We start from the raw sequence: 26,070 nt of genomic DNA, 5'->3' as shown, positions 1-26,070 counted from the left end.
GGAGCATCCGTCATGTCCTTCAACAGCCTGTTGTGCAGTCTGCTCGCCGCCTACGCCTGTGGTGCAAGCGGCACCTATGAAACCCCGAAACGCGAAGTCTAGCCCTTGGATCAAGGCGTGCCAGCCATTACCCTGTGACCGATTGACCCAGGAGGAAGGCATGTCTCTCACATCCGTTTGTGTATTTTGCGGTGCCAACGCCGGCACCACCCCGGCGTACACCAAAGCCGCCATTGCCCTCGGCACAGCTCTCGCAGAACGTAAGCTGACGCTGGTCTACGGCGGTGGCGCCGTCGGTCTGATGGGGATTGTCGCTGACGCCGCGCTGGCGGCCGGTGGCGAAGTGATCGGCATCATTCCGCAGAGCCTGATGGACAAGGAAATAGGTCACAAGAGCCTGACCCGTCTGGAAGTAGTCGACGGCATGCACGCGCGCAAGGCGCGGATGGCCGAACTCAGCGATGCGTTCATCGCCCTGCCCGGTGGCCTCGGCACCCTGGAAGAGTTGTTCGAAGTCTGGACCTGGGGCCAGCTCGGCTACCACGGCAAGCCGCTGGGCCTGCTGGAAGTGAACGGTTTCTACAGCAAACTCACTGCATTTCTCGATCACATCGTCGGCGAAGGCTTCGTTCGTGCGCCGCACCGTGACATGCTGCAAGTGAGTGAATCGCCGCAAACACTGCTCGAAGCCCTCGACAACTGGAAGCCCACCGTCACGCCAAAATGGGTCGACCAGAAACCCGGTTAACCGCCGGGCACCGATACAGGGCAGAATACGCGCCGCTCAACCTCACCTTCGACCCCAGAGGATCGCCCATGGCCAAACCCAATTACTCCTTCGCCAAACGTCAACGTGACCTGGCCAAGGAACAGAAGAAAGAGGAAAAGCTTCAGCGCAAGAAACAGATGGCTGAAGAAGCGGCACTGAACCCTGACGGTGAAGTGGCGACCGATGATGATGTTGAGGCACCGAAAGACCAGGCACCCGACGCCTGAGCTGAATCGCGAAATTGAACACCCTCCATTGTGGGAGCTGACTGGCTCCCACGATGGATCGCACTTACTCCAGTGGCATCACCGTGACCCGCACCTCCGGATCATGGCTCCCTCCCCCCAGAATCACCCCACGCAACGGCGAGACATCGGAGAAATCCCGGCCCCAGGCCAGGGTGATGTGCTCCAGTGCCGGCTGCACATTGTTTGTCGGATCGAAGTCCACCCAGCCCAGCACCGGGCAAAACACCGAAACCCAGGCATGGGACGCATCGGCGCCGATCAACCGTGGCTGCCCCGGTGGCGGCTGGGTCAGCAGGTAGCCGCTGACGTAACGCGCCGCCAACCCGCGTGAGCGCACACAGGCGAGCATCAGGTGCGCGAAGTCCTGACAGACCCCGCGCCGGCGCTCCAGCACTTCCACCAGCGGCGTCGCGACCTGTGTCGCTTCGGCATCGAAGGTGAATTCGCTGAAGATCTTCTGCATCAGGGCCTGCACGCCCAGCATCAACGGTCTGCCGGTCGGGAAACAGCTCTCCGAGAACTCGACGAAACTGCGCTTCAGATGCACGTAGGGCGACTGGAATCGATAGCGACAGGCTTCCAGCAACGAGGCGGACAGCGGTTGACTGCTGTAGGTCAGCGCGTTGCGCGTCAGTTCCCAGGCCGGTGACTGCTGGAAATCCACCACGGGTCGCGCCAGCACTTCCACCGTCAGCCGTGCGTTGACCTGCAATTCATCGTGGGGTCGTTCGAAGGCGAGGCGAGTCAGCGGATTGCCGAACACATCCTGCTCGTCACGGCGGGCGGTCGGCTCCGGACTGATCAGCAATTGCTGCTCGCTGCAGCGCTGCCACTCGCATTCGCGCGGCCACAGATGCGCCAGTTGCTGGGCCAGGGACACCGGGCTGTCGTAGCGATAGCAGGTGTCGTGAAGGATCTGGTAATGGGCACTCATCAGACGGACACCGTGCGCTGGCTGACATCATCGACATGGGCGAAATGGCGCAGGGCCAGTCGATCCGACACCTGACTGCTGGCGTCGGCGATTTCCTGCAGCAGGTCCGCCAGACCGTCGAGGGCCGCGCGCACGCTGGATTCGCCGAACAGCGGATTCTCCAGACAGCTCAGATCGAAGCGCGCCAGACGCTCGACCAGCGGCGGCAATCCTGCCTCCCTCGGCACACCGAAGTCATCATTCAGCCGCTTCAAGGTGCGAGTCACCAGCTTCAACTGGAACAGCACCGCATGGGGGTTCTGCTCATCCAGCAGCAACAGGTCGAGCACCGGAATCAACTGCGCCACCGCCAGATAACGCGAGCGATAGGTGATGCTGCTGTTGCCCAGCTCAAGCAACCACTCAAGCCCGGCCTGATCGAACGCGCCAGCGCCGCGCAAGAAACCCGCGAGGCTGCTGCTGAGAAATTGCAGGCGCTCGATCCGCCGGCCGATCATCAGGAAGCGCCAGCCTTCGTCGCGAGTCATGTCGTCAAGGGCAAACCCGGACAGCGCCGCCAGCGACATCACCAACCGGTTGAGAAAATCCAGCAGTTCGCCGAAATCCGGCTCGTCAGTGTCCAGCTCTGAAGCCTCACGCTGCAGCTCCACCAGCGCCTGCCAGTTTTCCCGCGAGAGCTTGCCACGCACTTGCGATGCCGCCCACTGCAAGCGTTGCAGGTTGGAACGCAAACTGAACGACCAGTCCTCGCCGAGCAGCGCCGCGAGCAAGCGCTCCGGCAGTTCACCTTCGTCCGGCAGCAGCATCAGTCGCTCGCCCAGATCCACCGCAGCCTGCAGGGCTTGCGGGTCATCGCCGTCGACGTAACGCGCGAGCATGATCCGCAGCAGCCGCGCGCTGTCGTCGCAACGCTCGCAGTAACGGCCGAACCAGAACAGGTTTTCCACCACCCGCGACGGCAGATACGGATCGCGTCGCACCAGATCGGGCACACCGATGTTGCGCTGGGCTTTCCACTGTTCACCGCTGGGCGGTCGATCCCCCAGCACCCAAGTGTCCTTGCTCGCGCCACCGCGCTGCATCGACACCACTTCGGCATCGGCTTCTGCCGCGACCCGGGTCAGGCCACCGGGCAGCACCCGATAACCGTCGTGACTCGCCACCGCGTACATGCGCATGCCGATTGCCCGGGGTTGCAGTTGCCCGTCCTCGGGCTGCCAGATCGGCGCCTGGGACAACTGGGCGAGTTCTTGCGCGACATAAGCATAAGGCCGGGCCTGCATGCGCGCGGCGAGACTTTCACGCTGTTTTTCGCTCAGATCCCGACCAAATACCGGCGCAAAACTTTGCGACGGAAACGCCGGTTTGATCAACAGCTCCGGCAGTTTTTCCAGGGCCTGGGCCAACACCGGCGCTTCGCCGCACCACCACGTGGCAATGGACGGCAGAATCAGCTCTTCGCCGAACAGGTACTGATTGATCTTCGGCAGGAAACCCAGCAACCCCGGCGACTCCAGCACGCCACTGCCCAGCGCGTTCGCCACCAGCACCCGGCCCTGACGCACCGCCTCCAGCAATCCCGGAACGCCGAGCGCCGAATCCGTGCGCAATTCCAGCGGATCGCAGAAGTCATCGTCGAGCCGGCGCATGATCGCGTGCACCCGGCGCAGGCCGCTGAGGGTTTTCAGGTAGACCGTGGCATCACGCACCGTCAGGTCTCCACCCTCCACCAGCGGATAACCGAGCTGGCGGGCGAGATAGAGATGCTCGAAATAGCTTTCGTTGAAACGCCCCGGGGTCAGCAACACCACCAGCGGCGCGTCATCGTCGCAGGGGGCCTGACGGGCCAGGGTTTCCTGCAAGGTGCGGAAGAAGCCGGCCAGATGCTGCACTTTCAGATCCCGGTACAACTCGGGAAAGGCGCGGGACACGATGGTGCGATTTTCCAGCGCGTAACCGGCGCCGGATGGCGCCTGGGTACGATCCGCCGTCACCCACCAGCGCCCGTCGGGCGTGCGCGCAAGATCCACGGCATACAGATGCAGAAAGGCCCCGTCCGGTGGCGCAATGCCCTGACAGGGCCAGAGGAAGTTGTTATGGCCGAACACCAGTTCTGCCGGCAGCAGCCCTTCGCTGATCAGCCGCTGCGGGCCGTACAGATCCGCCAGCACCGCATTGAGCAGCCGCGCGCGCTGGGCGATTCCGGCGGACAGTTGTTGCCACTCGTCAGCGGCGATCACGTGGGGCAGCAGATCCAGTTCCCACGGACGATCCGCGCCCTTGGGGTCGGCATAGACGTTGTAGGTGACGCCGTTTTCCTGAATCTGCCGGGTCAGCAACGCCTGACGCTGCACCAGTTGCGCCGGGGTGCTGCGCTGCAATTGGTCGACCAGTCGCCGCCAGTGCGGGCGCACCGCCCCGCTGTCGTCGAGCAGTTCGTGATAGGTGCCCGCCGTCAGCGGGTAGCGGTCAAGCAGGTCAGGCATGGAAAGCTCGGCAGCCGGCAAGGAACGGTCAGACTAACGCAGGCACATGACGCCCGGATATACGAAAAATCCGGGGGTCGTGTACGAATCAAAAACGTCGTAAATCGAGAGTCATCGGTAGCTCGTCGTTCGTTTCGACATTGGGTATCGGAAGTTTCCCCGGCGTATGTCCGATGCGGAAGAAACGCGCCATGCGCCGGCTCTCCGCCTCGTTGGCGTTGACCGGCAGCGTTTCGTAATTGCGCCCGCCCGGATGGGCGACGTGGTACTGGCAGCCGCCCAGCGAGCGCTGCATCCAGGTATCGAGCAAGTCGAATACCAGCGGCGCATGCACCGGGATCGTCGGTTGCAGGCAATTGGCCGGTTGCCACGCGCGGAAACGCACACCCGCGACAAACTCGCCCACCCGGCCGGTCGATTGCAGCGGCACCGGTATTCCATTGCAGGTCAGCAGGTAACGCTGCGGCGGCAGTCCCGTGAGTTTGACCTGCAAGCGCTCCAGCGATGAGTCGACGTAGCGCACCGTACCGCCCGCCGCGCCCTCCTCGCCCAAGACATGCCAGGGTTCAAGGGCCTGACGCAATTCCAGCTCGATACCGTTGACGGCGTAATCGCCGACCTTGGGGAAACGAAATTCAAGGTGCGCCGCGAACCATTCGGCGCGCAGTGGATAACCGGCATTGTTGAGTTCGACGATGACGTCGGCGAAGTCCTGCTCGATGAAATGCGGCAGCAGGAAACGGTCGTGCAGCTCCGTACCCCAGCGCACCAGTTTCGGCGGCGCATAAGGCTCGCGCCAGAACCGCGCCATCAGCGCCCGCAACAACAGTTGCTGAGCCAAACTCATGCGCGCATGGGGCGGCATCTCGAACGCACGCAACTCCAGCAGACCGAGGCGCCCAGTGGCGCCATCCGGTGAATACAGCTTGTCGATGCAGAACTCCGCGCGATGGGTGTTGCCAGTGACGTCGATCAGCAGATTGCGCAACAAGCGATCGACCAACCACGGCGGGCATTCCTCTCCCGGCGCCGGCATCTGCGCGAAAGCGATTTCCAGCTCATACAGCGCATCGTTGCGCGCTTCATCGACTCGCGGTGCCTGAGAGGTCGGGCCAATGAACAGGCCGGAAAACAGGTAGGACAGCGAAGGATGGTTGTGCCAGTAGCTGATCAGGCTGCGCAGCAGATCCGGACGGCGCAGAAACGGTGAATCGCCCGGTGTCGCGCCGCCGAGCACGAAATGGTTGCCGCCGCCGGTTCCGGTATGTCGCCCGTCGACCATGAATTTCTCGGTGGACAGTCGGGTCTGGCGCGCTTCTTCGTACAGAAATTCGGTGCGCTCGACCAGCTCGTCCCAGGTCGCCGACGGCTGCACGTTGACCTCGATCACGCCGGGATCCGGGGTGATGCGGAAATTGCTCAGGCGCGGATCGTTCGGCGGCTCGTAGCCCTCCAGCAATACCGGGCAATGCAGCTCCTCGGCGGTAGCTTCGATGGCGGCCACCAGCTCCAGATAATCCTCGACCCGCTCCAGTGGCGGCATGAACAGGTACAACCGGCCTTCCCGGGCCTCGGCGCAGAAGGCGGTGCGGGTCAGCCAGTCGGCGGACTCGTCGATCTTCGGCACACGTTCGTCCGCCAGCGCCGGCTCGCCGTGTTCTTTGAGCTGCGATGTTTCGGGCAGTTCGGGGAAGTCCTGGTTCGGGTCGTTCGGATGAATGAACGGATACTCCGCCGCTTTCACCCAAGGCTGCGACCCCAATGGCAGGCGATAGCCGAGCGGCGAATCTCCCGGCACCAACCGGCAATGCTCATCGCGCAGATACCAGCGCCCACTCTGCCATTGATCGCCCTTGGCGGTGCGCGCCAGCGGCAGCACCTGGCCGATGATCTTGTCCAACCCCTGACTGAACACCTTGCGCAGTCGCGCACGTTCCAGCGGCTCCTCCAGGCGCGAGTCTTCGGCGCTGACGTTGCTCGGCAAGGCGCCCTCGCGCCAGAGGTAATAGAAATTGTCTTCGTAGGCCGGGAAGACGAAGCGTGTCGGCAGTTTCAGGCGTTCGGCGACGCTCGCCAGAAAGCGCCCGGCCAGTTCACCCGTGGCGCCGTAATCCTGCTGCTCATCGGCGATCAGTGCATCGTTATGCCAGATCGGCACGCCGTCGCGGCGCCAGTAGCAATTCAGCGACCAGCGCGGCAGTTGCTCACCCGGATACCATTTGCCCTGGCCGAAATGCACCAGCCCTTTGGGCGCGTAGTGCTTGCGCATGCGCTGGAACAGTTCGGCGGAGAGCCGGCGCTTGTCCGGGCCCAGCGCGGCGGTGTTCCATTCGGCGCCGTCGGGGTCGTCGATGGACACGAAGGTCGGCTCGCCGCCCATGGTCAGGCGCACATCGCCTTCCAGCAGGTCGGCATCGATCTGCCGGCCCAGCGCCTGGATCGCCAGCCATTGCTCATCGGTGTAGGGCTTGGTGACCCGCGGTGCTTCCCAGATTCGCTCCACGGACATTTCGTGGCTGAATTCGCACTCGCAAGGCTCCACCAGACCGCTGATCGGCGCCGCCGACGATGGATCGGGACTGCAGGCCAGCGGGATATGCCCTTCACCGGCGAACAGTCCGGAAGTCGCATCAAGGCCGATCCAGCCGGCGCCGGGCAGATACACTTCGCACCACGCGTGCAGGTCGGTGAAGTCCACTTCGGTGCCGGACGGGCCGTCGAGGCTTTTCACATCGGCGGTCAGTTGAATCAGATAACCGGAGACGAAACGCGCCGCCAGCCCGAGGTTACGCAGCAGTTGCACCAGCAGCCACGCCGAATCGCGGCAGGAACCGGAGGCGTGTTCGAGGGTGTGTTCCGGGGTCTGTACGCCCGGCTCCATGCGGATCAGGTAATTGATGTCTTCGCTCAAACGCTGGTTGAGCGCCACCAGGAAATCCACGGCCGGCAGCGGCGTGCGGTCGATGGCGTCCAGATAGGCCTTGAATTTCGGCGTCAGCGGCAGGGTTTCGAGGTACGGCGCCAGCTCCTTGCGTTCATCGGCGGCGTAGGCGAAGGGGATTTTCTCGGCGTAGGGCTCGAGGAAAAAGTCGAACGGGTTGAACACCGCCATCTCGGCCAGCAGATCGACCTCGATCCGCAGTTCGGCGGTTTTCTCGGGGAACACCAGCCGTGCGAGGTAGTTGCCCTGAGGGTCCTGCTGCCAGTTGATGAAGTGCTGCTCGGGCGAGACTTTCAGTGAATAGGACAGAATCCGCGTGCGGCTGTGGGCAGCCGGGCGCAGCCGCACGATCTGCGGGCCGAGTTCGACAGCGCGGTCGTAGCGGTAATGGGTGACGTGATGCAATGCGACATGAATCGACACGGCGTGCCTCCTGCGAGCCCAAGCGTATTCGAAAGCGCGCAAGACTTATGCCATGCAGAGGCTTGGGCGCTTTCCCGGAATGCTTAGGGCAGTACAGCACCAAAATCGGGCGATGCGGTGAAATGGTTTGGCACAGTTGCACGCAAATGTTGCGAGGAGCCCCTTCCCCTGACCCTCTCCCGTGATCGTTCCCACGCTCCTGCGTGGGAATGCAGCCCGTGACGCTCTGCGTCACTGGACGCGGAGCGTCCCTGGAGGCATTCCCACGCAGACGGTTCGACGTGGGAACGATCATTGAGCTCCTAAATGCAAAACGCCAACCCGAAGGTTGGCGTTCTCGTTAGCGCGGTACGACCGGCTTGCGTGCCGGTTTCGGCCCTTTGCCTTTCGCGGCTTCCTTGCGCTCCTTGGCGGCCTGCTGGTTGCGGGCGAATGCCGCGGCCTTGGCCTGTTCACGCTTGTCCCAAGGATTGCCGCCATCACTGGCGCGTGGAGGCAGACCGGTGTGCTGGGTGAGGATCTTGGTGGTCTTCTCTTTCGCGACCTTGTGGCTGCCGGCCGGCGTCGAGTTCTTGCGACGGGCACTCTGGTAGCTGTCGGTGGCCGGCTGATGCAGCGGGATCAACTGGTGCTTGCCCGGCCCGATCAGGTCGGCGCGGCCCATGCGGGTCAGCGCTTCACGCAGCATCGGCCAGCCTTTCGGGTCGTGATAACGCAGGAACGCCTTGTGCAGACGACGCTGCTCCTCGCTCTTGACGATGGTCACGCCGTCGCTCTTGTAGGTGACCTTGCGCAGCGGGTTCTTGCCCGAGTGGTACATCGCGGTAGCGGTGGCCATCGGCGACGGGTAGAACGCCTGCACCTGGTCGGCACGGAATCCGTTGCCCTTGAGCCACAGGGCCAGGTTCATCATGTCTTCGTCGGTGGTGCCCGGGTGCGCGGCGATGAAGTACGGAATCAGGTACTGCTCTTTCCCGGCTTCCTTGGTGTACTTCTCGAACATGCGCTTGAAGCGATCGTAGGTGCCGATCCCCGGTTTCATCATCTGGTTGAGCGGACCTTCCTCGGTGTGTTCCGGGGCGATCTTCAGGTAACCACCGACGTGGTGGGTCACCAGCTCCTTGACGTACTCCGGCGATTCGACCGCGAGGTCGTAACGCAGGCCGGAGGCGATCAAAATCTTCTTCACACCCGGCAAGGCACGGGCGCTGCGGTACAGCTGAATCAGCGACGAGTGGTCGGTGTTCAGGTTCGGGCAGATGCCCGGGAACACGCAGGACGGCTTGCGGCACGCGGATTCGATTTCCGGGCTCTTGCAGGCGATGCGGTACATGTTCGCGGTCGGGCCGCCGAGGTCGGAAATGACGCCTGTGAAACCCGGCACCTTGTCGCGGATCTCTTCGATTTCGCGAATGATCGACTCTTCGGAACGGTTCTGGATGATCCGGCCTTCGTGCTCGGTGATCGAGCAGAAGGTGCAGCCACCGAAGCAGCCACGCATGATGTTCACCGAAAAGCGGATCATGTCGTAGGCCGGGATTTTTTCCTTGCCGTACGCAGGGTGCGGAACACGTGCGTAAGGCATGCCGAACACGTAGTCCATTTCTTCGGTGGTCATCGGAATCGGAGGCGGGTTGAACCAGACGTCGATCTCGCCATGCTTCTGTACCAGCGCACGGGCGTTGCCCGGGTTGGTTTCCAGGTGCAGCACGCGGTTGGCGTGGGCGTACAGGACCGGATCGTTACGCACCTTTTCCATCGACGGCAGGCGGATCACGGTCTTGTCGCGGGTCATCTTGGGACTTGCCAGGATCTGTACGACCTTGGCTTCTTCCGGATCTTCAACCGGACCCTTCTCCTGCTCGATCGCGCAGGCCTGAGTATCCTGGGTATTGACGTACGGGTTGATGATCTTGTCGATCTTGCCCGGACGGTCGATCCGCGTGGAGTCGACTTCGTACCAGCCCGCCGGCGTGTCGCGACGGATGAACGCGGTGCCGCGCACATCGGTGATGTCTTCGATCTTGTGACCGTAGGACAGACGCTGGGCGACTTCGACAATCGCGCGCTCGGCGTTGCCGTACAGCAGGATGTCGGCGCTGGCGTCGATCAGGATCGAGTTGCGCACGCGATCCTGCCAGTAGTCGTAGTGGGCGATGCGGCGCAGGGAGGCTTCGATGCCGCCGAGCACGATCGGCACGTGCTTGTAGGCTTCCTTGCAGCGCTGGCTATAAACCAGGCTCGCGCGATCCGGACGTTTGCCCGCCATGCCACCCGGGGTGTAGGCGTCGTCGGAACGGATTTTCTTGTCCGCGGTGTAGCGGTTGATCATCGAGTCCATGTTGCCGGCCGCGACGCCGAAGAACAGGTTCGGCTCGCCGAGCTTCATGAAGTCGTCTTTGGACTGCCAGTTAGGCTGCGCGATGATCCCGACGCGGAAGCCTTGCGACTCCAGCAGCCGGCCGATGATCGCCATGCCGAACGACGGGTGATCGACGTAGGCATCTCCCGTAACAATGATGATGTCGCAGGAATCCCAGCCAAGCTGATCCATCTCCTCCCTGCTCATCGGCAGGAATGGCGCCGGCCCGAAACATTCGGCCCAGTATTTTGGATAGTCAAATAACGGCTTGGCTGCTTGCATGTCGATGACCGGTGTTGAGGTGCAAAATCGCGGGCGCGGAATATAGCACAAAAAATGACCAATTCCGACGGCTGTGGTCGGAAATATCAGGGGCTTTCAGACGACGACAGATTTACTCGTCGTCGTCGAAGTTATAGCTGCCCGGCGCGAGGTTTTCGAAGCGGGTGTACTTGCCAATGAAGGCCAGGCGGATGAAGCCGATCGGGCCGTTCCGCTGCTTGCCGATGATGATTTCGGCGATGCCCTTGTGCTCGGTCTCCGGGTGATACACCTCGTCCCGGTACACGAACATGATCACGTCGGCGTCCTGCTCGATCGCTCCGGATTCCCGCAAGTCGGAGTTCACCGGACGCTTGTTGGGACGTTGTTCCAGGGAACGGTTGAGCTGCGACAGGGCGACTACCGGGCAGTTGAATTCCTTGGCCAGGGCTTTCAGGGATCGGGAGATCTCGGAAATCTCGTTGGTCCGGTTGTCACCGCTGGAGCCGGGGATCTGCATCAGCTGCAGGTAGTCGATCATGATCAGGCCGATGTCGCCGTGCTCGCGCACCAGACGCCGGGTCCGGGCACGCATCTCCGACGGGCTGATGCCGGCGGTGTCATCGATGAACAGCTTGCGGTCGTTGAGCAGGTTGACCGCCGAGGTCAGGCGCGGCCAGTCGTCGTCTTCCAGCTGGCCGGAACGCACCTTGGTCTGGTCGATACGACCGAGGGACGACAGCATACGCATGATCAGCGATTCACCTGGCATCTCGAGGGAGTACACCAGCACCACCTTGTCGCTGCGCAGTACGGCGTTTTCCACCAGGTTCATCGCGAAGGTGGTCTTACCCATCGACGGACGGCCGGCGACGATGATCAAGTCGGCCGGTTGCAGGCCGCTGGTCTTCTCGTCGAGGTCGGTGTAGCCGGTGGACAGGCCGGTGATCGAGTCGGCGGTGTTGAACAGGGTGTCGATGCGGTCGATGGCCTTGGTCAACAGGTCATTCACGCCCACCGGACCGCCGGTTTTTGGCCGGGCCTCGGCAATCGCGAAGATCTGCCGCTCGGCTTCGTCGAGGATTTCCTCGGCGGTGCGGCCTTCGGGATTGAAGGCGCTGTCGGCAATTTCGGTGCTGATACCGATCAGCTGACGCAACGTCGCACGCTGGCGGACGATCTGCGCATAGGCCTTGATGTTGGCGACGGACGGCGTGTTTTTCGCCAGCTCGCCAAGGTAACCGAGGCCGCCGACCTGCGAGGTCTGACCTTCCTTGTCCAGTTGCTCGGCAAGGGTCACGACGTCGATCGGCAGGTTCTGATCGGCCAGTTTGGCGATCGCCCGGAAAATCAGACGGTGGTCATGTCGGTAGAAATCGCCGTCGGAGACTTGATCGAGCACACGTTCCCAGGCGTTGTTGTCCAGCATCAGACCACCGAGCACGGCCTGTTCGGCCTCGATGGAATGCGGCGGCACCTTCAGCGCGGCGGTTTGCAGATCGTATTGCTCGGGAGCGGAGATTTCGTTCATGGCCACTTTTTAATCAGGAAAAGCAGGGAGTGCAAAAAGACAAAGGGCACGACCTGTAAACAGGATCGTGCCCGATGTTAACCGTCTGACGGACAAGCCGCCAGTCGATCAGGGTGTTGCTTAAGCTGCTACCACGACAACGCGTACGGTGGCTTCAACTTCGGCGTGCAGGTGCACAGCCACGTCGAATTCACCCACGTTGCGGATGGTGCCGTTCGGCAGACGAACTTCGCTTTTCGCAACTTCAACGCCGGAGGCGGTCAGTGCGTCAGCGATGTCGTGAGTACCGATCGAACCGAACAGCTTGCCTTCGTCGCCAGCGGTGGCAGTGATGGTCACTTCCAGCTCGGCCAGTTGGGCAGCACGGCTTTCAGCCGATGCTTTACGGTCTGCGGCGGCTTTTTCCAGCTCAGCGCGACGCTCTTCGAACGCAGCCAGGTTGGCAGCGGTCGCAGCGGTGGCTTTGCCGAAAGGCAGCAGGTAGTTACGGCCGTAACCGGCCTTAACGTTTACTTTGTCGCCCAGGTTGCCCAGGTTGGCGATTTTTTCCAGAAGGATCAGTTGCATGTGGAAATCCTCTTAACTTTTAACCTTCACCGTTCGCGTTATCGGTGTCTTTCGACACCCGACCGCGAAAATCAATCAGGCTGTCGACAATGGCCAGAACCACGAGCAACGGATAGATCAGCTGCATGAACAGCAACAGCGTCACGTACAACCCCACCAGCCAGAAACCGGCCAGTCGCCTTTGCGCCACCAGCCCGTGAATCAGGGCCAGCCCGGCGAACACCAGCGGTACACTGCACAACGGCGTCAACATGGCCATCTGTGCACCGAGATTCGGGCCCAGAAGCATCAACGCCAGCAGTAACATCGCCGGTCCCAGCGGGATCCGGATGGCGCGAAACTCGCGACCAAAACCACCCGGGTTGTACAACAACGCCTGCCAGTAACGCCCGACAATCAGGCTCAGCACGCTGACGATCTGCAACAAGGCCGCAATCAGGCCGGTCAGGACCGGTGCGATCAGCGACGCGAAACGCGCCTGCTCGTCTACCGACAATTGTTGGTAGGCATCACCGAGAAGCGCGGGCATGACCTTTACCAAGGCCTGCGCCAGCATCTCGATCTGGGGCGCAAACGCCGCCCCGAGCACCACTGAAAACACCAGCCCCATGGCTACGCTGACCAGCAGCGTGCGGACCCAGGACTCGCTTGCGCGCAACACCAGCGCAAGCCCCGAAGACCCCAGCAGCACCAGAAGTGCCCGTGGGTCATCGGCATACAACCACCATATCAATGCCGGCAGCAGTCCCAGCGACACGACGCCCAGGGCGTCGGTCAATCCGCGCCGCAGAAGCACCAGGCTCCCGGCGGCAGCACCCAACCAATACAACAACGGCAATGTTGCACACCCGGCCACTACGAGAGTGGCCTGCATACGGCCGCGCATGATGAACTCAGCTAAGGCACGCATGCATTCAATCCTTTGCTACTTGTCGACTGCCCGGTCTCAGCGGCCGTGGCTGTCGGTGTAGGCCAGCAGGGCCAGGAAGCGGGCGCGCTTGATAGCGGTGGCCAGCTGACGCTGATAACGAGCTTTGGTACCGGTGATGCGGCTTGGAACGATTTTGCCGGTCTCGGATACGTAGGCTTTCAGAGTGTTGAGATCTTTGTAATCGATCTCCTTCACGTCTTCAGCGGTGAAGCGGCAGAATTTACGACGACGGAAGAAACGTGCCATTTGATAGGCTCCTTAAAAGGTCCGTGGATTACTCGTCAGCGTTATCGCTGTTGTCGCTGTCGCTATCGCTGTCATCGCCATCGGCGCTGCCATCGTGCTCAGGACGTTCGCGACGCTCACGGCGCTCACTGCGGTTTTCTTCAGCCTTGAGCATCTCGGACTGGCCGGTAACGGCTTCGTCGCGACGGATGACCAGGTTACGGATCACAGCATCGTTGTAGCGGAAGTTGTCTTCCAGCTCGGCCAGGGCCTTGCCGGTGCACTCAACGTTCAGCATCACGTAGTGAGCCTTGTGAACATTGTTGATTGCGTAGGCCAGTTGACGACGGCCCCAGTCTTCCAGACGGTGGATTTTGCCGCCGTCTTCTTCGATCAGCTTGGTGTAACGCTCAACCATGCCGCCGACTTGCTCGCTCTGGTCAGGGTGGACCAGAAAGATGATTTCGTAATGACGCATGAATGCTCCTTACGGGTTGTAGCCTGCCGCTCAAAAACGGTCAGACAAGGAGTGAATGACACTTATGGACTTGCTGGCGCGGGGCACATGCATGCCTGCCGCCACAGCAAGGGGCGCAATTGTAGAGAAGGGACTGAAGAGGTGCAAGGCAATTGGTGATTATTTGAACAGTCACCAATCCGGGTCACCCCACAAAGCACTGTGGGAGCGAGCCAGCTCGCGATGGCGGCTTAACATCCAACAATGATGCTGAATGTAACTCCGCTTCGCGAGCAGGCTCGCTCCCACATTTTGAAAGGCGTGATGCTTAAGCTTTTTTGGCAGCTGCCTTGGCCTTCGCACCGCGTTGGCGCTGGGCTTCGAACAGGCACACGCCGGTCGCAACCGAGACGTTGAGACTGCTGACGCTACCAGCCATCGGCAGGTGTACCAGGTAATCGCAATGCTCGCGGGTCAGGCGACGCATGCCTTTGCCTTCTGCGCCCATGATCAGGATGGTCGGGCCGGTCAGGTCCTGGTCATAGATGCTGACCTCGGCCTCACCCGCCGTGCCGACAATCCACAACCCACGCTGCTGAAGCTTTTCCAGGGTGCGCGCAAGGTTGGTGACGGCCACCAGCGGAATCACTTCCGCCGCGCCGCAAGCCACTTTACGCACCACAGGGGTCAGGGTGGCCGACTTGTCTTTTGGCACGATGACCGCCAGCGCACCGGCAGCGTCCGCCGAACGCAGGCAGGCGCCGAGGTTGTGCGGGTCGGTCACGCCGTCAAGCACCAGCAACAGCGGTGCGCCTTCGGTGCGATCGAGCAGCTCGTCGAGCATCGCTTCGCCCCAGACCTGGCTCGGACTGACGTCCGCCACCACGCCCTGGTGCACGCCTTCGACCCAGGCATCCATTTCACGGCGCTCGGCCTGACCGATCTGAACCCGGTTTTCGTTGGCCAGTTCGATCAGCGTCTGCACGCGCGGATCGTTGCGGCTTTCAGCCAGCCAGATCTGCTTGACGCGTTTAGGGTGGTGACGCAGCAACGCTTCTACCGCGTGAACGCCGTAGATTTTTTCCAACTGACTCATGACTTCGCCTTCGGTTTACGCGCCCCGCCACTTTTGGCTGGAGCGGAACCCGCTTTCGGCGGGCCTTTACGGTGTTTGCTCGGTTTGGCTGGCTTGCCGCCGGAGGCCTTTTCAGGCGCCGACCGTCCGGTCTTTCCCCCGGACGCCGCTTTACCACCGTTTTTGGCGTCGGCCAGCAAGGCCTTCTTCATTTCACGGCTTTTGCGCAGCTCGGCGTTTTTCGCCACGGCGTCGCTCGGGCGATAAGCCTCGGCAACCTTTTCCTTGGCCGGACGACGGCTGGTGGATTTTGCCGGAGCTTTTTCTTCCACAACCTTGGCTGCAGGAGCAGTCGTTTCGGCGCCACGCTTCTTGCGGCCGATCGGCGCGCTGATGGTTTTTTCAGCCATCTCGAAGTCGATCTTGCGCTCGTCGAGATCGACGCGCATCACGCGCACTTCAACGGTATCGCCAAGACGGAAGCTGCGACCGGTGCGCTCGCCCGCCAGGCGGTGATGCACAGGGTCGAAGTGGTAGTAGTCGCCCGGCAGCGCCGTAACGTGCACCAGACCTTCGACGTAGATATCGGTCAGCTCGACGAACAGGCCGAAACCGGTCACAGCGGTGATCACGCCCGGGAACGATTCGCCCACGCGGTCTTTCATGAACTCGCACTTGAGCCAGTTCACTACGTCGCGGGTCGCTTCATCGGCACGGCGCTCGCTCATCGAGCACTGCTCGCCGAGTTGCTCCAGCGCTGCTTCGTCGTACGGATAGATGCGCGCCTTCGGAATGGTCATCGCCCCGGCACGACGAACGTGCGGAGTATCCTGTTTCGAATGGATCACGCTGCGGATCGCCCGGTGCGTGAGCAGGTCCGGGTAACGACGGATCGGCGAGGTGAAGTGGGTATAAGCTTCGTAATTCAGGCCGAAGTGGCCTTCGTTCTGGGCGCTGTACACCGCCTGGCTCAGGGAACGCAGCATCACGGTCTGGATCAGGTGGAAATCCGGACGGTCCTTGATGCTGGCCAACAGGGCCTGATAATCCTTCGGCGACGGACCATCCTTGCCTTTGTGCAGGGACAGACCGAGCTCACCGAGGAACGCGCGCAGTTTTTCCAGACGCTCCGGTGGCGGGCCGTCGTGGACGCGGTACAGCGCAGGGATTTCGTGCTTCTTCAGGAATTCGGCGGTGGCCACGTTGGCCGCCAGCATGCATTCCTCGATCAGCTTGTGTGCATCGTTACGGGTGGTCGGACGGATTTCGGCAATCTTGCGCTCGGAACCGAAGATGATCCGGGTTTCCTGAGTTTCGAAATCGATCGCGCCACGCACGTGACGGGCAGCCAGCAATACCTTGTACAGCGCGTAGAGCTGCTTCAGATGCGGCAAGACGTCGGTGTATTCACCGCGCAGCTTGCGACCTTCGGTAGCCTTCGGCGTTTCCAGCATCGCGCTGACCTTGTTGTAGGTCAGACGAGCGTGGGAATGGATCACCGCTTCATAGAAGCAGTAGTCGGTCATTTCGCCGGACTTGGAGATGGTCATCTCGCAAACCATGGCCAGACGATCGACATGTGGATTCAGCGAGCACAGGCCGTTGGAGAGCTGCTCCGGCAGCATCGGCACCACGCGCTCGGGGAAGTACACCGAGTTGCCGCGCACCTGGGCTTCATTGTCCAGAGCCGAACCGATCTTCACGTAGCTGGAAACGTCGGCAATCGCCACGTACAACTTCCAGCCGCCGGAGAACAGGCGCAGCTTGCCGGGCTTGGCTTCGCAGTAAACCGCGTCGTCGAAGTCGCGGGCATCTTCGCCGTCGATGGTGACGAACGGCAGATGGCGCAGGTCGACGCGCTTCTCTTTGTCTTTCTCTTCGACTTCCGGCTTGAGCTTGCCGGCTTCCTTCAGCACGGCTTCAGGCCAGACGTGCGGAATGTCGTAGGTGCGCAGGGCGACATCGATTTCCATGCCCGGCGCCATGTAGTTGCCGACGACTTCGATCACGTCACCTTGCGGCTGGAAGCGCGGGGTCGGCCAGTGGGTGATTTTCACCTCGACGAACTGACCGATCTGGGCGTTGGCGTTACGGCCCGGCGTCACCAGCACTTCCTGCTGGATCTTCGGGTTGTCCGCGACGACGAAGCCGATACCGCCTTCTTCGAAGTAGCGGCCGACGATGCTTTCGTGGGCACGGGACACCACTTCGACGATCACGCCTTCGCGACGACCGCGACGGTCCAGGCCGGACACACGGGCCAGGGCACGGTCGCCATCGAACACCAGACGCATTTGCGCCGGACTCATGAACAGGTCGTCGGAGCCGTCATCCGGCACCAGGAAGCCGAAACCGTCGCGGTGACCGCTGATGCGGCCGAGGATCAGGTCGAGCTTGTCCACCGGCGCATACGTGCCACGGCGGGTGTAGATCAGTTGAGCGTCGCGCTCCATGGCGCGCAGGCGGCGGCGCAGGGCTTCGATCTGGTCTTCTGTGGTCAGACCAAACTCTTCGACCAGTTGCTCGCGGGCAGCAGGCGAACCCCGATCAGCAAGGTGCTGAAGGATCAGTTCGCGGCTGGGAATAGGGTTTTCATATTTTTCCGCTTCACGAGCGGCCTCGGGATCGAGGGACTGCCAATCGGCCATTAGAGAGTTTTCACCTTGTCTATATGCGGGTTAGTTTGGCATAGGCGCCATCAAACGGGAAATTTCCGACTATATAAGACGCGTCTGGAGCCTTGTATCGACGCCTGGAGGGCGTTTTGAACACCGCTGGTAAAAAAAATCATTTTTTTTGCTGCCAGGGGTTTACAGTTAAAAAGGCGCTCCGTATAGTGCGCGCCATCGACGACGTACACACGTTGACGAGATGCCCAGGTGGTGAAATTGGTAGACACGCCAGCTTCAGGTGCTGGTGACCTTACGGTCGTGGAAGTTCGAGTCTTCTCCTGGGCACCAATTTCGAGTTTGAGACTAGATCAGTTTCAAGACTCACACAAAAACCCGCGAAAGCGGGTTTTTTGCATTCTGCGCCCCGCCTTTTTTCTGAAAATGATTTATTAAAATCAAATCAGGGGTTTACAGATCAAAAGGCGCTCCGTATAGTGCGCCACATCAACAGCGGCAACGCTGAAGATGAAGCCCAGATGGTGAAATTGGTAGACACGCCAGCTTCAGGTGCTGGTGACCTTACGGTCGTGGAAGTTCGAGTCTTCTTCTGGGCACCAATTCAAATTCAAGGTCACGATCTTGAATATCACAGAAACCCGCGAAAGCGGGTTTTTGCGTTTCCGGGGGCTGGAAAAGTCTGAGCCCCAACGCCTACCAGACCAACTCCCTCCCCGCAAGGCGCACTTGAGAAACAATATCGTTTATCATTGTTGCAAGTTTTTGCAATGCGACAGTGAGGAACCCTGCGAATGATGTTTCGAAATACCCTGCGCCGCGGCTTGACCTTCACCCTGCTCGGCCTGGCACTCGCCACTCCCCTCACCCAGGCTGCCGACGCGGTTTCCCTGACTCTCTACAACGGTCAACACAAGGAAGTCGGCGACGCGATCGCCAAAGCCTTCGAAGCCAAGACCGGCATTCACGTCAATGTCCGCAAGGGCAGCAGCAATCAGCTGGCCAGCCAGATCATCGAAGAAGGCGACCGCTCCCCCGCCGACGTCATCTACACCGAAGAATCCCCGCCGCTGAACAACCTCGGCGAACAAGGCCTGCTGGCCAAGGCCGACGACGCGACCCTCGCCGTTCTGCCGAAAGAATACGTCGCCGGTAACGGCACCTGGATCGGCGTCACCGCCAGGGTTCGTGTAGTGGCCTTCAACCCGAAACTGGTCGATGAAAAGGACCTGCCGAAATCGGTACTGGATTTCGCCGACCCGCAGTGGCAAGGCAAGGTCGGGTTCGTATCGACCAGCGGCGCGTTCCAGGAACAGGCTGTCGCCATTATCAAAAAACACGGCCGTGAAGCTGCCGAGGAATGGCTGACCGGTCTGCGCGCCTTCGGCAAGACCTACAGCAACAACATGGTCGCCCTCAAGGCTGTGGAAAACGGCGAAGTCGCCACCGTGCTGGTGAACAACTATTACTGGTTCGCCCTGCAACGGGAAAAAGGCCAGCTTGATTCGAAACTGCATTACTTCACCGGCGGTGACGTTGGCGGCCTGATCACCGTGTCCAGCGCAGCCGTGCTGAAATCCAGCAAACATCCAAAAGAAGCCCAGCAATTCCTCGCCTACATGGCCAGCGAAGAAGGCCAGCGCGTGATCACCCAGACCACCGCCGAATACCCGCTGCATAAAGGCATGGAATCGGATCGCGGCCTCAAGCCTTTCAGTGAACTGGAAGCGCCGGACGTCACGCCGGCCGATCTCGGTAATGCCGAAGAAGCTTTGGAGCTGGAACGCGAAGTTGGCCTGAACTGATGACCGCATCGTTATCCGCCCCCGCTACACGCGGGGGTTACGTGCCACGGCGCAAGCGGCCGTCGATCTGGCTGGTGCTGCCGGTGTTGTTGCTGGTGGTCATGAGCCTGTTGCCGCTGGCCTACGTCGGGCTCAAAGCCTGGCAAGCAGGCTGGTCCGAGGCGCTGCACTTGCTGTGGCGCCCGTATGTGTTCAGCCTGCTGCGCAACACGCTGGCGCTGATGGTTGGCGTAACCGTGACCTGTGGCGTGATCGGCCTGACGCTGGCGTGGTTGCTGGAGCGCAGCAATCTGCCAGGCCGACGGCTGTGGGGCGTGATTCTTTGCCTGCCGTTCGCGGTGCCGGCATTTGTCAGCAGCTTCACCTGGGTTTCGCTCAGCGCGCAGTTCGAAGGACTCGGCGGGGCGATTCTTGTGATGAGCCTGTCGAAGTACCCGCTGATCTTTCTGCCAGTGGCCGCCACACTGCGCAATCTTGATCCCTCCCTTGAAGAGTCGGCTCGCACACTGGGACAGAATCGCTGGGGCGTGTTTTTCCGCGTCACCCTGCCGCTGCTCTGGCCTTCGCTGCTGGCCGGCTCATTGCTGATCGCATTGCACATGCTCGTGGAATTCGGCGCACTGTCGATCATTGGCCTGCAAACTTTCACCACGGCGATCTATCAGCAATTCGAACTGGAATTCAGCAATGCCAACGCGGCAATGCTGTCGGCAGTGTTGCTGGCGCTGTGCCTGATGCTGTTGTGGCTGGAGTTGCGCGTGCGCGGCAAGGGCCGTCATGTGCGCACTGGCCAGGGCGCGGCGCGTCGGGCTGAACAAGTGCGACTCGGGCCTTGGGCGATTGCCGGTCAGCTGTATTGCCTGATGCTGGCGATTGTCGGCAGCGGGATTCCGCTGGGCATGCTGGCCTACTGGCTCGCCGTGGGGTCGTCAGCAGCCTTCCCGGTGGCAGCAATCACCGAAGCATTGCTGTCGTCACTGGCACTATCGCTGGGTGGCGCGGGATTGTGTCTGGTGCTGGCGGTACCGGTCGGACTGCTGGTGGTGCGCTATAAAGGTCAGCTGGCGATCTGGGCCGAGCGCCTGCCCTATCTGCTGCACGCCCTGCCGGGATTGGTGATCGCCCTGACGCTGGTGTATTTCGCCCTGCATTACGTGCCGGCGCTGTACCAGACCTCCGCGCTGTTGCTGATCGCTTATGCGCTGCTGTTTCTGCCGCTCGCTCAGGCGCCGATCCGCACGGCGTTGAACAAGGCGGCTCCGCAGCTCGAAGAAGCCGCCCGCACTCTGGGCGCTTCTTCATTCACGGCGTTCTGTCGAGTGACCCTGCCGATCATCTTCCCGGCACTGGGTGCGGCGTTCGCTCTGGTGTTTCTGGATGCCATGAAAGAACTGACGGCGACACTGCTGTTGAGTCCGACGGGGCTCAACACATTAGCGACCGAAGTCTGGGCGTACACCGCGAATGTCGAGTTCGCAGCAGCGGCGCCTTATGCGGCGTTGTTGATTGTGGTGTCGGGATTGCCGGTGTACCTGCTGACGACCCGGATGTATTTGAGCCGATAAAAAAATCGCAGCCGAGGCTGCGATTTTTTTTGCCCGGACTATCAGGCCCGGAACTGCCCCAGACTGGCCTTGAGCTGCGCCGCCAAACCATCCAGCACCTTGCCGCTGGCCGTGGTCTCGACCACCGCCTGGGCGGCTTTCTCGGCCTGGGCATGGATCGTCTCGACCCGCCCACGCACGGCCTGCGCGCCCTGCGCCTGATGCGCCGCGGCCTGAGTCGCCAGGCCAATCGCCGCATGCACCTGCTCGACCGACGCCTGCACCGATTGCTGCAACCGTGCGCTGTCACGCAGCACCAGCAAACCTTCGCTGGCCTGACGCCCGGCCTGACCGATCGCCTCGACCGCCTCACGGGCACCCTGCTGCAGCGCCACGATATGCGCCTGAATGTCGCCCGTGGAGCTTTGGGTCTTGCTCGCCAACGCGCGGACTTCATCCGCCACCACTGCAAACCCGCGTCCGGTCTCGCCGGCCCGGGCGGCTTCGATGGCCGCGTTGAGCGCCAGCAGGTTGGTCTGCTCGGCGATGCCGTGAATCACGGTCAGCACCACTTCGATCTGCTCGCTCTGCTGCGCCAGCCGCTCGATGACTTTCGCCCCGGTATCGACCTGCCCCGCCAGCGCCTCGATCAGGCTGCCGACCTTGGCCGAAGTGCGAGTGTTCTCGTCGGTGGCCTGGCGAATATCCACCACCTGCTTCAACGCAGCCTGCATCGCATGGCTTTCCGATTGCGCTTCATCGGCCATTTGCGACAGAGCCCGCAAACTTTCGGCCACTTCATCACGCTGCATTCCGGCCGCCGCATCGGCACCGGCATTGCGCAAGGTCATCGCACCGATTTCCACACCGGTACGCTGAGCCACATCCCCGGCCTCGCGCACGATCGGCTGCAACTTGTCCACAAAGCGGTTGACCGCCGACGCCATGTCGCCGATTTCGTCCTTGCTGTTGATCTGCACGCGTTTGGTCAGATCGCCCTCACCTGCTGCCAGATCATCCATGGCGGCGTTGAGCATCTTCAGGCGATTGACCACTCGATGACCGAGCACCACCGCCAGCAGCAACAGCACCCCGGCACCGACCAGCGCCAGACCCATGCCGATACGCCAGCGCAGAGTTGCTGCTGCGTCCTGCACTGTACTGGTGGTGTTGGCCTTCATTTCGGCAGCCGTGGATTGCGCCGATTGCAGGCGCGCGCGCATGGCGGTGGCGCTGTCGGCAGCAGCGCCTTTGAGGCTGTCACCGACCAGTTGATCGCTGCTGGCAATCAACGCCGTGAAGCGCTGATCGAGCGCCGCCAGATCGGTTTCGACCGAAGCAGTCGAGACACCCATCAGCACCTTGCCGATTTCCACGCCATTGGGGTTGATCGAGGCTTCGAGGTAGTAGACCGACGGATCGTTCTTCGCCGCATCCAGCACTTTATCCAGCGCCCGCTCACCCTGGCCTTTTTCCAAAAGGGCCTTGTTGATCGGGTTTTCGCGGTTGAGGTAGCGGGTCAGATGCTGGCCGGTGGCGTCGTCATACACCACGAACAGCACGTTGGGATTGCGCTGGGCCCGGCGGGCGAACTCGGACAAGGTCGGCACGTCGCTGTCCCACATGGCGCGAGGCGCCACCGAGGCCAGCAACTGGGCCATGTCATTGGCCGAATCCTTCAGGTCTTTTTCCAGAGTCGCACGCAGTTGCGCCTGCTCTTCCTTCAGACGCGAGGAAAGACCGGCGGTAAGACGCTGACGGGTACTCGAGGAGAGGTTGTCGAGGCTCGACGTGACTTCGCGCCCGGCCTGCTCCAGTTCACCGGACAACTTCTGGCTGTCGGCGCCCAGACGAGAGCCGAGATCGGCTTCCAGCGCGGTGACGGTGCTCCGCGTCAGGGCGACGGCCACCAGCACTTGCACCAAAAGGGCGATACCAAGGGTAACGAACACAGGCCGCAACAGACGGCTTTGTAACAGTGAGAGAACGGCTGACACTTTGAATCCCTCTACTTCTGACGCCATTAATTTGATGGCACTCTTGTAGACAGAATCACAGCAAAGGTCATGCCGTCCAACAGGCATAAACGACAAAGGCCCCGATGAAGGGGCCTTTGTGTTTTTACATCAACGACTTATCAAGCGAACGGATGACGCAGAACGATGGTTTCGTTGCGATCCGGACCCGTCGAAATAATGTCGATCGGCGCGCCGATCAACTCTTCAACGCGTTTGATGTAGGCACGAGCGTTGGCCGGCAGCTCTTCCAGGGTTTTGGCACCCACGGTCGATTCGGTCCAGCCCGGCACTTCTTCGTACACAGGCTGCAGGCCTACGTAGCTGTCAGCGTCAGTTGGAGCAACGGCGTTGCCTTGTGCATCTTTGTAGCCGGTGCAGATGTTGATGGTTTCCAGGCCGTCGAGTACGTCCAGCTTGGTCAGGCAGATGCCCGAGATGCTGTTCACATCGATAGCGCGACGCAGGATAACGGCGTCGAACCAGCCGCAACGACGGGCACGGCCGGTGGTGGCGCCGAACTCGTGACCTTGCTTGGCCAGGTGCGCACCGACTTCGTCGAACAGCTCGGTCGGGAATGGACCCGAACCTACGCGAGTGGTGTAAGCCTTGGTGATGCCCAGGATGTAGTCCAGGAACATCGGGCCAACGCCCGAACCGGTCGCCACGCCACCCGCGGTGGTGTTGGAGCTGGTCACGTACGGATAGGTACCGTGGTCGATGTCGAGCAACGAACCCTGGGCGCCTTCGAACATGATGTCTTTGCCGGCGCGACGCAGGTCGTGCAGCTCGGCAGTCACGTCCAGCATCAGCGGCTTGAGCAGCTCGGCGTATTCCTTGCACTCGGCCAGCGTCTTTTCGAACTCGATGGCAGGCTCTTTGTAGTAACCGACCAGCATGAAGTTGTGGTAGTCCACCAGTTCACGCAGCTTGTCTTCAAAGCGCGGCATGTTGAGCAGATCGCCAACACGCAGGCCGCGACGTGCAACCTTGTCTTCGTAAGCCGGGCCGATGCCGCGACCGGTCGTACCGATCTTCAGCTCGCCGCGGGCCTTTTCACGGGCCTGGTCCAGTGCCACGTGGAAGGACAGGATCAACGGGCAGGAAGGGCTGATGCGCAGGCGCTCGCGCACCGGTACGCCTTTCTCTTCCAGCTTGGTGATCTCGCGCAGCAGGGCGTCGGGTGCAACCACCACGCCGTTGCCGATCAGGCACTGCACGCCTTCGCGCAGCACGCCCGACGGGATCAGGTGCAAGACGGTTTTTTCACCATCGATCACCAGAGTGTGACCGGCGTTGTGGCCACCCTGGTAGCGCACTACGGCGGCAGCATGTTCGGTCAGCAGATCAACGATCTTGCCTTTGCCCTCATCACCCCATTGGGTGCCCAGGACTACGACATTCTTACCCATAACACTTGTCCTCATTCGCGCAAACTTGGTGCCGGCTTCAGCCGGCAGGAAAACTCAAGAAGCCAGTGGCGATACTTGCCAAAGCCCGTTCTGCTGGATCAATTGCCGGTCGCAGTCCGCATCACGGGCGGCGGCCAAAGGTTGTCCAGGCAATGCCTGAACGACACGCTGACCCTCACTGCGCAACTGGCAAACCTGCTGCCAGAGTGCCGCATCCGTACTGTCAGGCATCCAGATACCGCCAGACGGTAGCTCGATCTCAGCACGCCCCAGGGTCACCAGGGTTTTCAAATCGGTGGAGAAGCCGGTGGCCGGACGGGCGCGACCGAAGTCGGCGCCGATGTCGTCGTAACGACCGCCCTGAGCGATGGACTGGCCAACGCCCGGCACGAACACCGCGAACACCACACCGGTGTGGTAGTGGTAACCGCGCAACTCGCCCAGATCGAAGTACAGCGGCAGCTCCGGGAAGCGCGCCGACAGACGCTCGGCGATCGCCAGCAAGTCTTCCAGTGCCGCCAGTACCGGGGCCGGCGCATTGGCCAGACGCTCGCGGGCAGCGGTCAGGACTTCACGGCCGCCGCACAGGTCGACCAGCGCGCGCAGCATGCCGGACAGATCGGCCGGCAGGCCTTCGGTCAAGGTAATGACCTCGTCGATGGCCTTGCGTTGCAACGCATCGAACAACTGCTGCTCGACTTCACCCGACAGACCGGCCGCCTGGGCCAGACCGCGGTAGATGCCGACATGCCCGAGGTCCATGTGCACGTCCGGCACATCGGCCAGTTGCAGCATCGCCAGCATCAGGCTGATGACTTCGACGTCGCTGCTCGGGCTGGCATCGCCGTACAACTCGGCACCCAGCTGGATCGGGCTGCGCGAGGACGACAAGGCACGCGGCTGGGCATGCAGCACGCTGCCGGCGTAGCACAGACGGCTCGGGCCTTCGCGACGCAGGGTGTGCGCATCGATGCGCGCCACTTGCGGCGTGATGTCGGCACGGAACCCCATCTGCCGGCCCGATTGCGGGTCGATGACCTTGAAGGTACGCAGATCCAGGTCCTGGCCCGCGCCGGTCAGCAGGGATTCCAGGTACTCGATATGGGGAGTCACGACAAACTCGTAACCCCAGCTCTGGAACAGATCCAACACCTGACGACGCGCGACTTCAATGCGCGCCGCTTCCGGTGGCAGTACTTCTTCGATGCCATCTGGCAGCAGCCAGCGGTCTACCGTTGCCATTACGCCATTCCCCTTAGATCCGGGCGGCCAGCCCGAGGGCGAGCCTTGAGTGAAGCAGAAAATGACCGGCCCGTTCAAAACGCACGCGCATGAACGACGCGGCGAAAGGCCTGTTACCGGCTTCGCCCATCACTTTCCTCGAAAAACTGTCGGGCCATTCAACCCGATCTTCTGCAACAAAAACAGCAATCAAACGTGCAGACGCAAAAAAGCCG

General features: G+C 61.6%; 18 protein-coding genes and 2 tRNA genes. 6 read left to right on the top strand and 14 right to left on the bottom strand.

Features of this window, described 5'->3' with window-relative positions; translation table 11 throughout:
* The first annotated feature begins 160 nt into the window (after positions 1–160).
* Positions 161–748, top strand: coding sequence for an LOG family protein (locus tag L6D82_RS01765; RefSeq protein ID WP_085746516.1), 588 nt, complete (start codon positions 161–163; stop codon positions 746–748).
* A gap of 68 nt (positions 749–816) precedes the next feature.
* Positions 817–996 (top strand): hypothetical protein, encoded by a 180-nt coding sequence (locus L6D82_RS01760; RefSeq protein ID WP_007950694.1) that lies wholly within the window; start codon positions 817–819, stop codon positions 994–996.
* Between the two features lie 64 nt (positions 997–1,060).
* Here the strand turns inward: L6D82_RS01760 and L6D82_RS01755 are convergent, their stop codons facing one another.
* From L6D82_RS01755 to rnr, 11 genes are all read right to left on the bottom strand, one after another.
* Positions 1,061–1,951 carry a transglutaminase family protein gene (locus tag L6D82_RS01755; RefSeq protein ID WP_102686776.1) on the bottom strand — a complete coding sequence of 297 codons (891 nt, stop codon included), beginning with the start codon at positions 1,949–1,951 and terminating at the stop codon, positions 1,061–1,063.
* Positions 1,951–4,437 carry a circularly permuted type 2 ATP-grasp protein gene (locus L6D82_RS01750; RefSeq protein WP_236187927.1) on the bottom strand — a complete coding sequence of 829 codons (2,487 nt, stop codon included), beginning with the start codon at positions 4,435–4,437 and terminating at the stop codon, positions 1,951–1,953. The genes L6D82_RS01755 and L6D82_RS01750 overlap by 1 nt, the downstream gene beginning before the upstream one ends.
* A gap of 88 nt (positions 4,438–4,525) precedes the next feature.
* Positions 4,526–7,801, bottom strand: coding sequence for a transglutaminase family protein (locus tag L6D82_RS01745; RefSeq protein ID WP_236187926.1), 3,276 nt, complete (start codon positions 7,799–7,801; stop codon positions 4,526–4,528).
* Positions 7,802–8,141: 340 nt separating this feature from the next.
* Positions 8,142–10,445, bottom strand: coding sequence for a YgiQ family radical SAM protein (locus tag L6D82_RS01740; RefSeq protein ID WP_011332195.1), 2,304 nt, complete (start codon positions 10,443–10,445; stop codon positions 8,142–8,144).
* Positions 10,446–10,557: 112 nt separating this feature from the next.
* Complete coding sequence (gene dnaB, locus L6D82_RS01735) at positions 10,558–11,955, bottom strand: replicative DNA helicase (protein ID WP_011332193.1); 1,398 nt, start codon at positions 11,953–11,955, stop codon at positions 10,558–10,560.
* 120 nt (positions 11,956–12,075) lie between these two features.
* Positions 12,076–12,522, bottom strand: coding sequence for a 50S ribosomal protein L9 (rplI, locus tag L6D82_RS01730; RefSeq protein ID WP_003186385.1), 447 nt, complete (start codon positions 12,520–12,522; stop codon positions 12,076–12,078).
* Positions 12,523–12,541: 19 nt separating this feature from the next.
* Positions 12,542–13,432, bottom strand: a complete 891-nt coding sequence (locus tag L6D82_RS01725; protein ID WP_039766674.1) for a YybS family protein — start codon at positions 13,430–13,432, stop codon at positions 12,542–12,544.
* Between the two features lie 36 nt (positions 13,433–13,468).
* Entirely contained in the window at positions 13,469–13,699 is a 231-nt protein-coding gene (rpsR, locus tag L6D82_RS01720; RefSeq protein WP_002551829.1) for a 30S ribosomal protein S18, read from the bottom strand.
* A gap of 28 nt (positions 13,700–13,727) precedes the next feature.
* On the bottom strand, positions 13,728–14,156 hold the full coding sequence (gene rpsF, locus L6D82_RS01715; RefSeq protein ID WP_007950702.1) for a 30S ribosomal protein S6: 429 nt from the start codon (positions 14,154–14,156) through the stop codon (positions 13,728–13,730).
* A gap of 307 nt (positions 14,157–14,463) precedes the next feature.
* Positions 14,464–15,231 carry a 23S rRNA (guanosine(2251)-2'-O)-methyltransferase RlmB gene (gene rlmB / locus L6D82_RS01710; protein WP_007950704.1) on the bottom strand — a complete coding sequence of 256 codons (768 nt, stop codon included), beginning with the start codon at positions 15,229–15,231 and terminating at the stop codon, positions 14,464–14,466.
* Positions 15,228–17,858 carry a ribonuclease R gene (gene rnr, locus L6D82_RS01705; RefSeq protein WP_102716970.1) on the bottom strand — a complete coding sequence of 877 codons (2,631 nt, stop codon included), beginning with the start codon at positions 17,856–17,858 and terminating at the stop codon, positions 15,228–15,230. The genes rlmB and rnr overlap by 4 nt, the downstream gene beginning before the upstream one ends.
* 225 nt (positions 17,859–18,083) lie before the next feature.
* On the opposite strand from rnr, the gene L6D82_RS01700 reads away from it, so the two are divergent.
* The 4 genes from L6D82_RS01700 (at position 18,084) to L6D82_RS01685 (ending at position 21,207) form a co-directional block, all read left to right on the top strand.
* A tRNA-Leu gene (locus L6D82_RS01700) sits at positions 18,084–18,170 on the top strand.
* A 182-nt stretch (positions 18,171–18,352) separates the two neighbouring features.
* Positions 18,353–18,439, top strand: a tRNA-Leu gene (locus L6D82_RS01695).
* A 192-nt stretch (positions 18,440–18,631) separates the two neighbouring features.
* On the top strand, positions 18,632–19,642 hold the full coding sequence (locus L6D82_RS01690) for an extracellular solute-binding protein (protein ID WP_236187925.1): 1,011 nt from the start codon (positions 18,632–18,634) through the stop codon (positions 19,640–19,642).
* Positions 19,642–21,207 carry an ABC transporter permease gene (locus L6D82_RS01685; RefSeq protein WP_236187924.1) on the top strand — a complete coding sequence of 522 codons (1,566 nt, stop codon included), beginning with the start codon at positions 19,642–19,644 and terminating at the stop codon, positions 21,205–21,207. Before L6D82_RS01690 ends, L6D82_RS01685 begins: the two co-directional genes overlap by 1 nt.
* Positions 21,208–21,248: 41 nt before the next feature.
* Here the strand turns inward: L6D82_RS01685 and L6D82_RS28840 are convergent, their stop codons facing one another.
* The 3 genes from L6D82_RS28840 to L6D82_RS01670 form a co-directional block, all read right to left on the bottom strand.
* The gene (locus tag L6D82_RS28840) at positions 21,249–23,183 is read right to left on the bottom strand and encodes a methyl-accepting chemotaxis protein (protein ID WP_102686853.1); all 1,935 of its coding nucleotides are present in this window, start codon (positions 23,181–23,183) and stop codon (positions 21,249–21,251) included.
* 140 nt (positions 23,184–23,323) lie between these two features.
* Complete coding sequence (locus L6D82_RS01675; protein WP_085711159.1) at positions 23,324–24,613, bottom strand: adenylosuccinate synthase; 1,290 nt, start codon at positions 24,611–24,613, stop codon at positions 23,324–23,326.
* Positions 24,614–24,667: 54 nt separating this feature from the next.
* The gene (locus L6D82_RS01670) at positions 24,668–25,855 is read right to left on the bottom strand and encodes an ATP phosphoribosyltransferase regulatory subunit (protein ID WP_102686781.1); all 1,188 of its coding nucleotides are present in this window, start codon (positions 25,853–25,855) and stop codon (positions 24,668–24,670) included.
* Positions 25,856–26,070: the final 215 nt, after the last annotated feature.

Origin of the sequence: Pseudomonas paraglycinae, assembly GCF_021601625.1 — a bacterium.
In the GTDB taxonomy this organism is placed as follows: domain Bacteria; phylum Pseudomonadota; class Gammaproteobacteria; order Pseudomonadales; family Pseudomonadaceae; genus Aquipseudomonas; species Aquipseudomonas paraglycinae.
The sequence above is the reverse complement of the archived record's forward strand: the minus strand, read 5'-3'. Positions and strand labels throughout refer to the sequence as shown.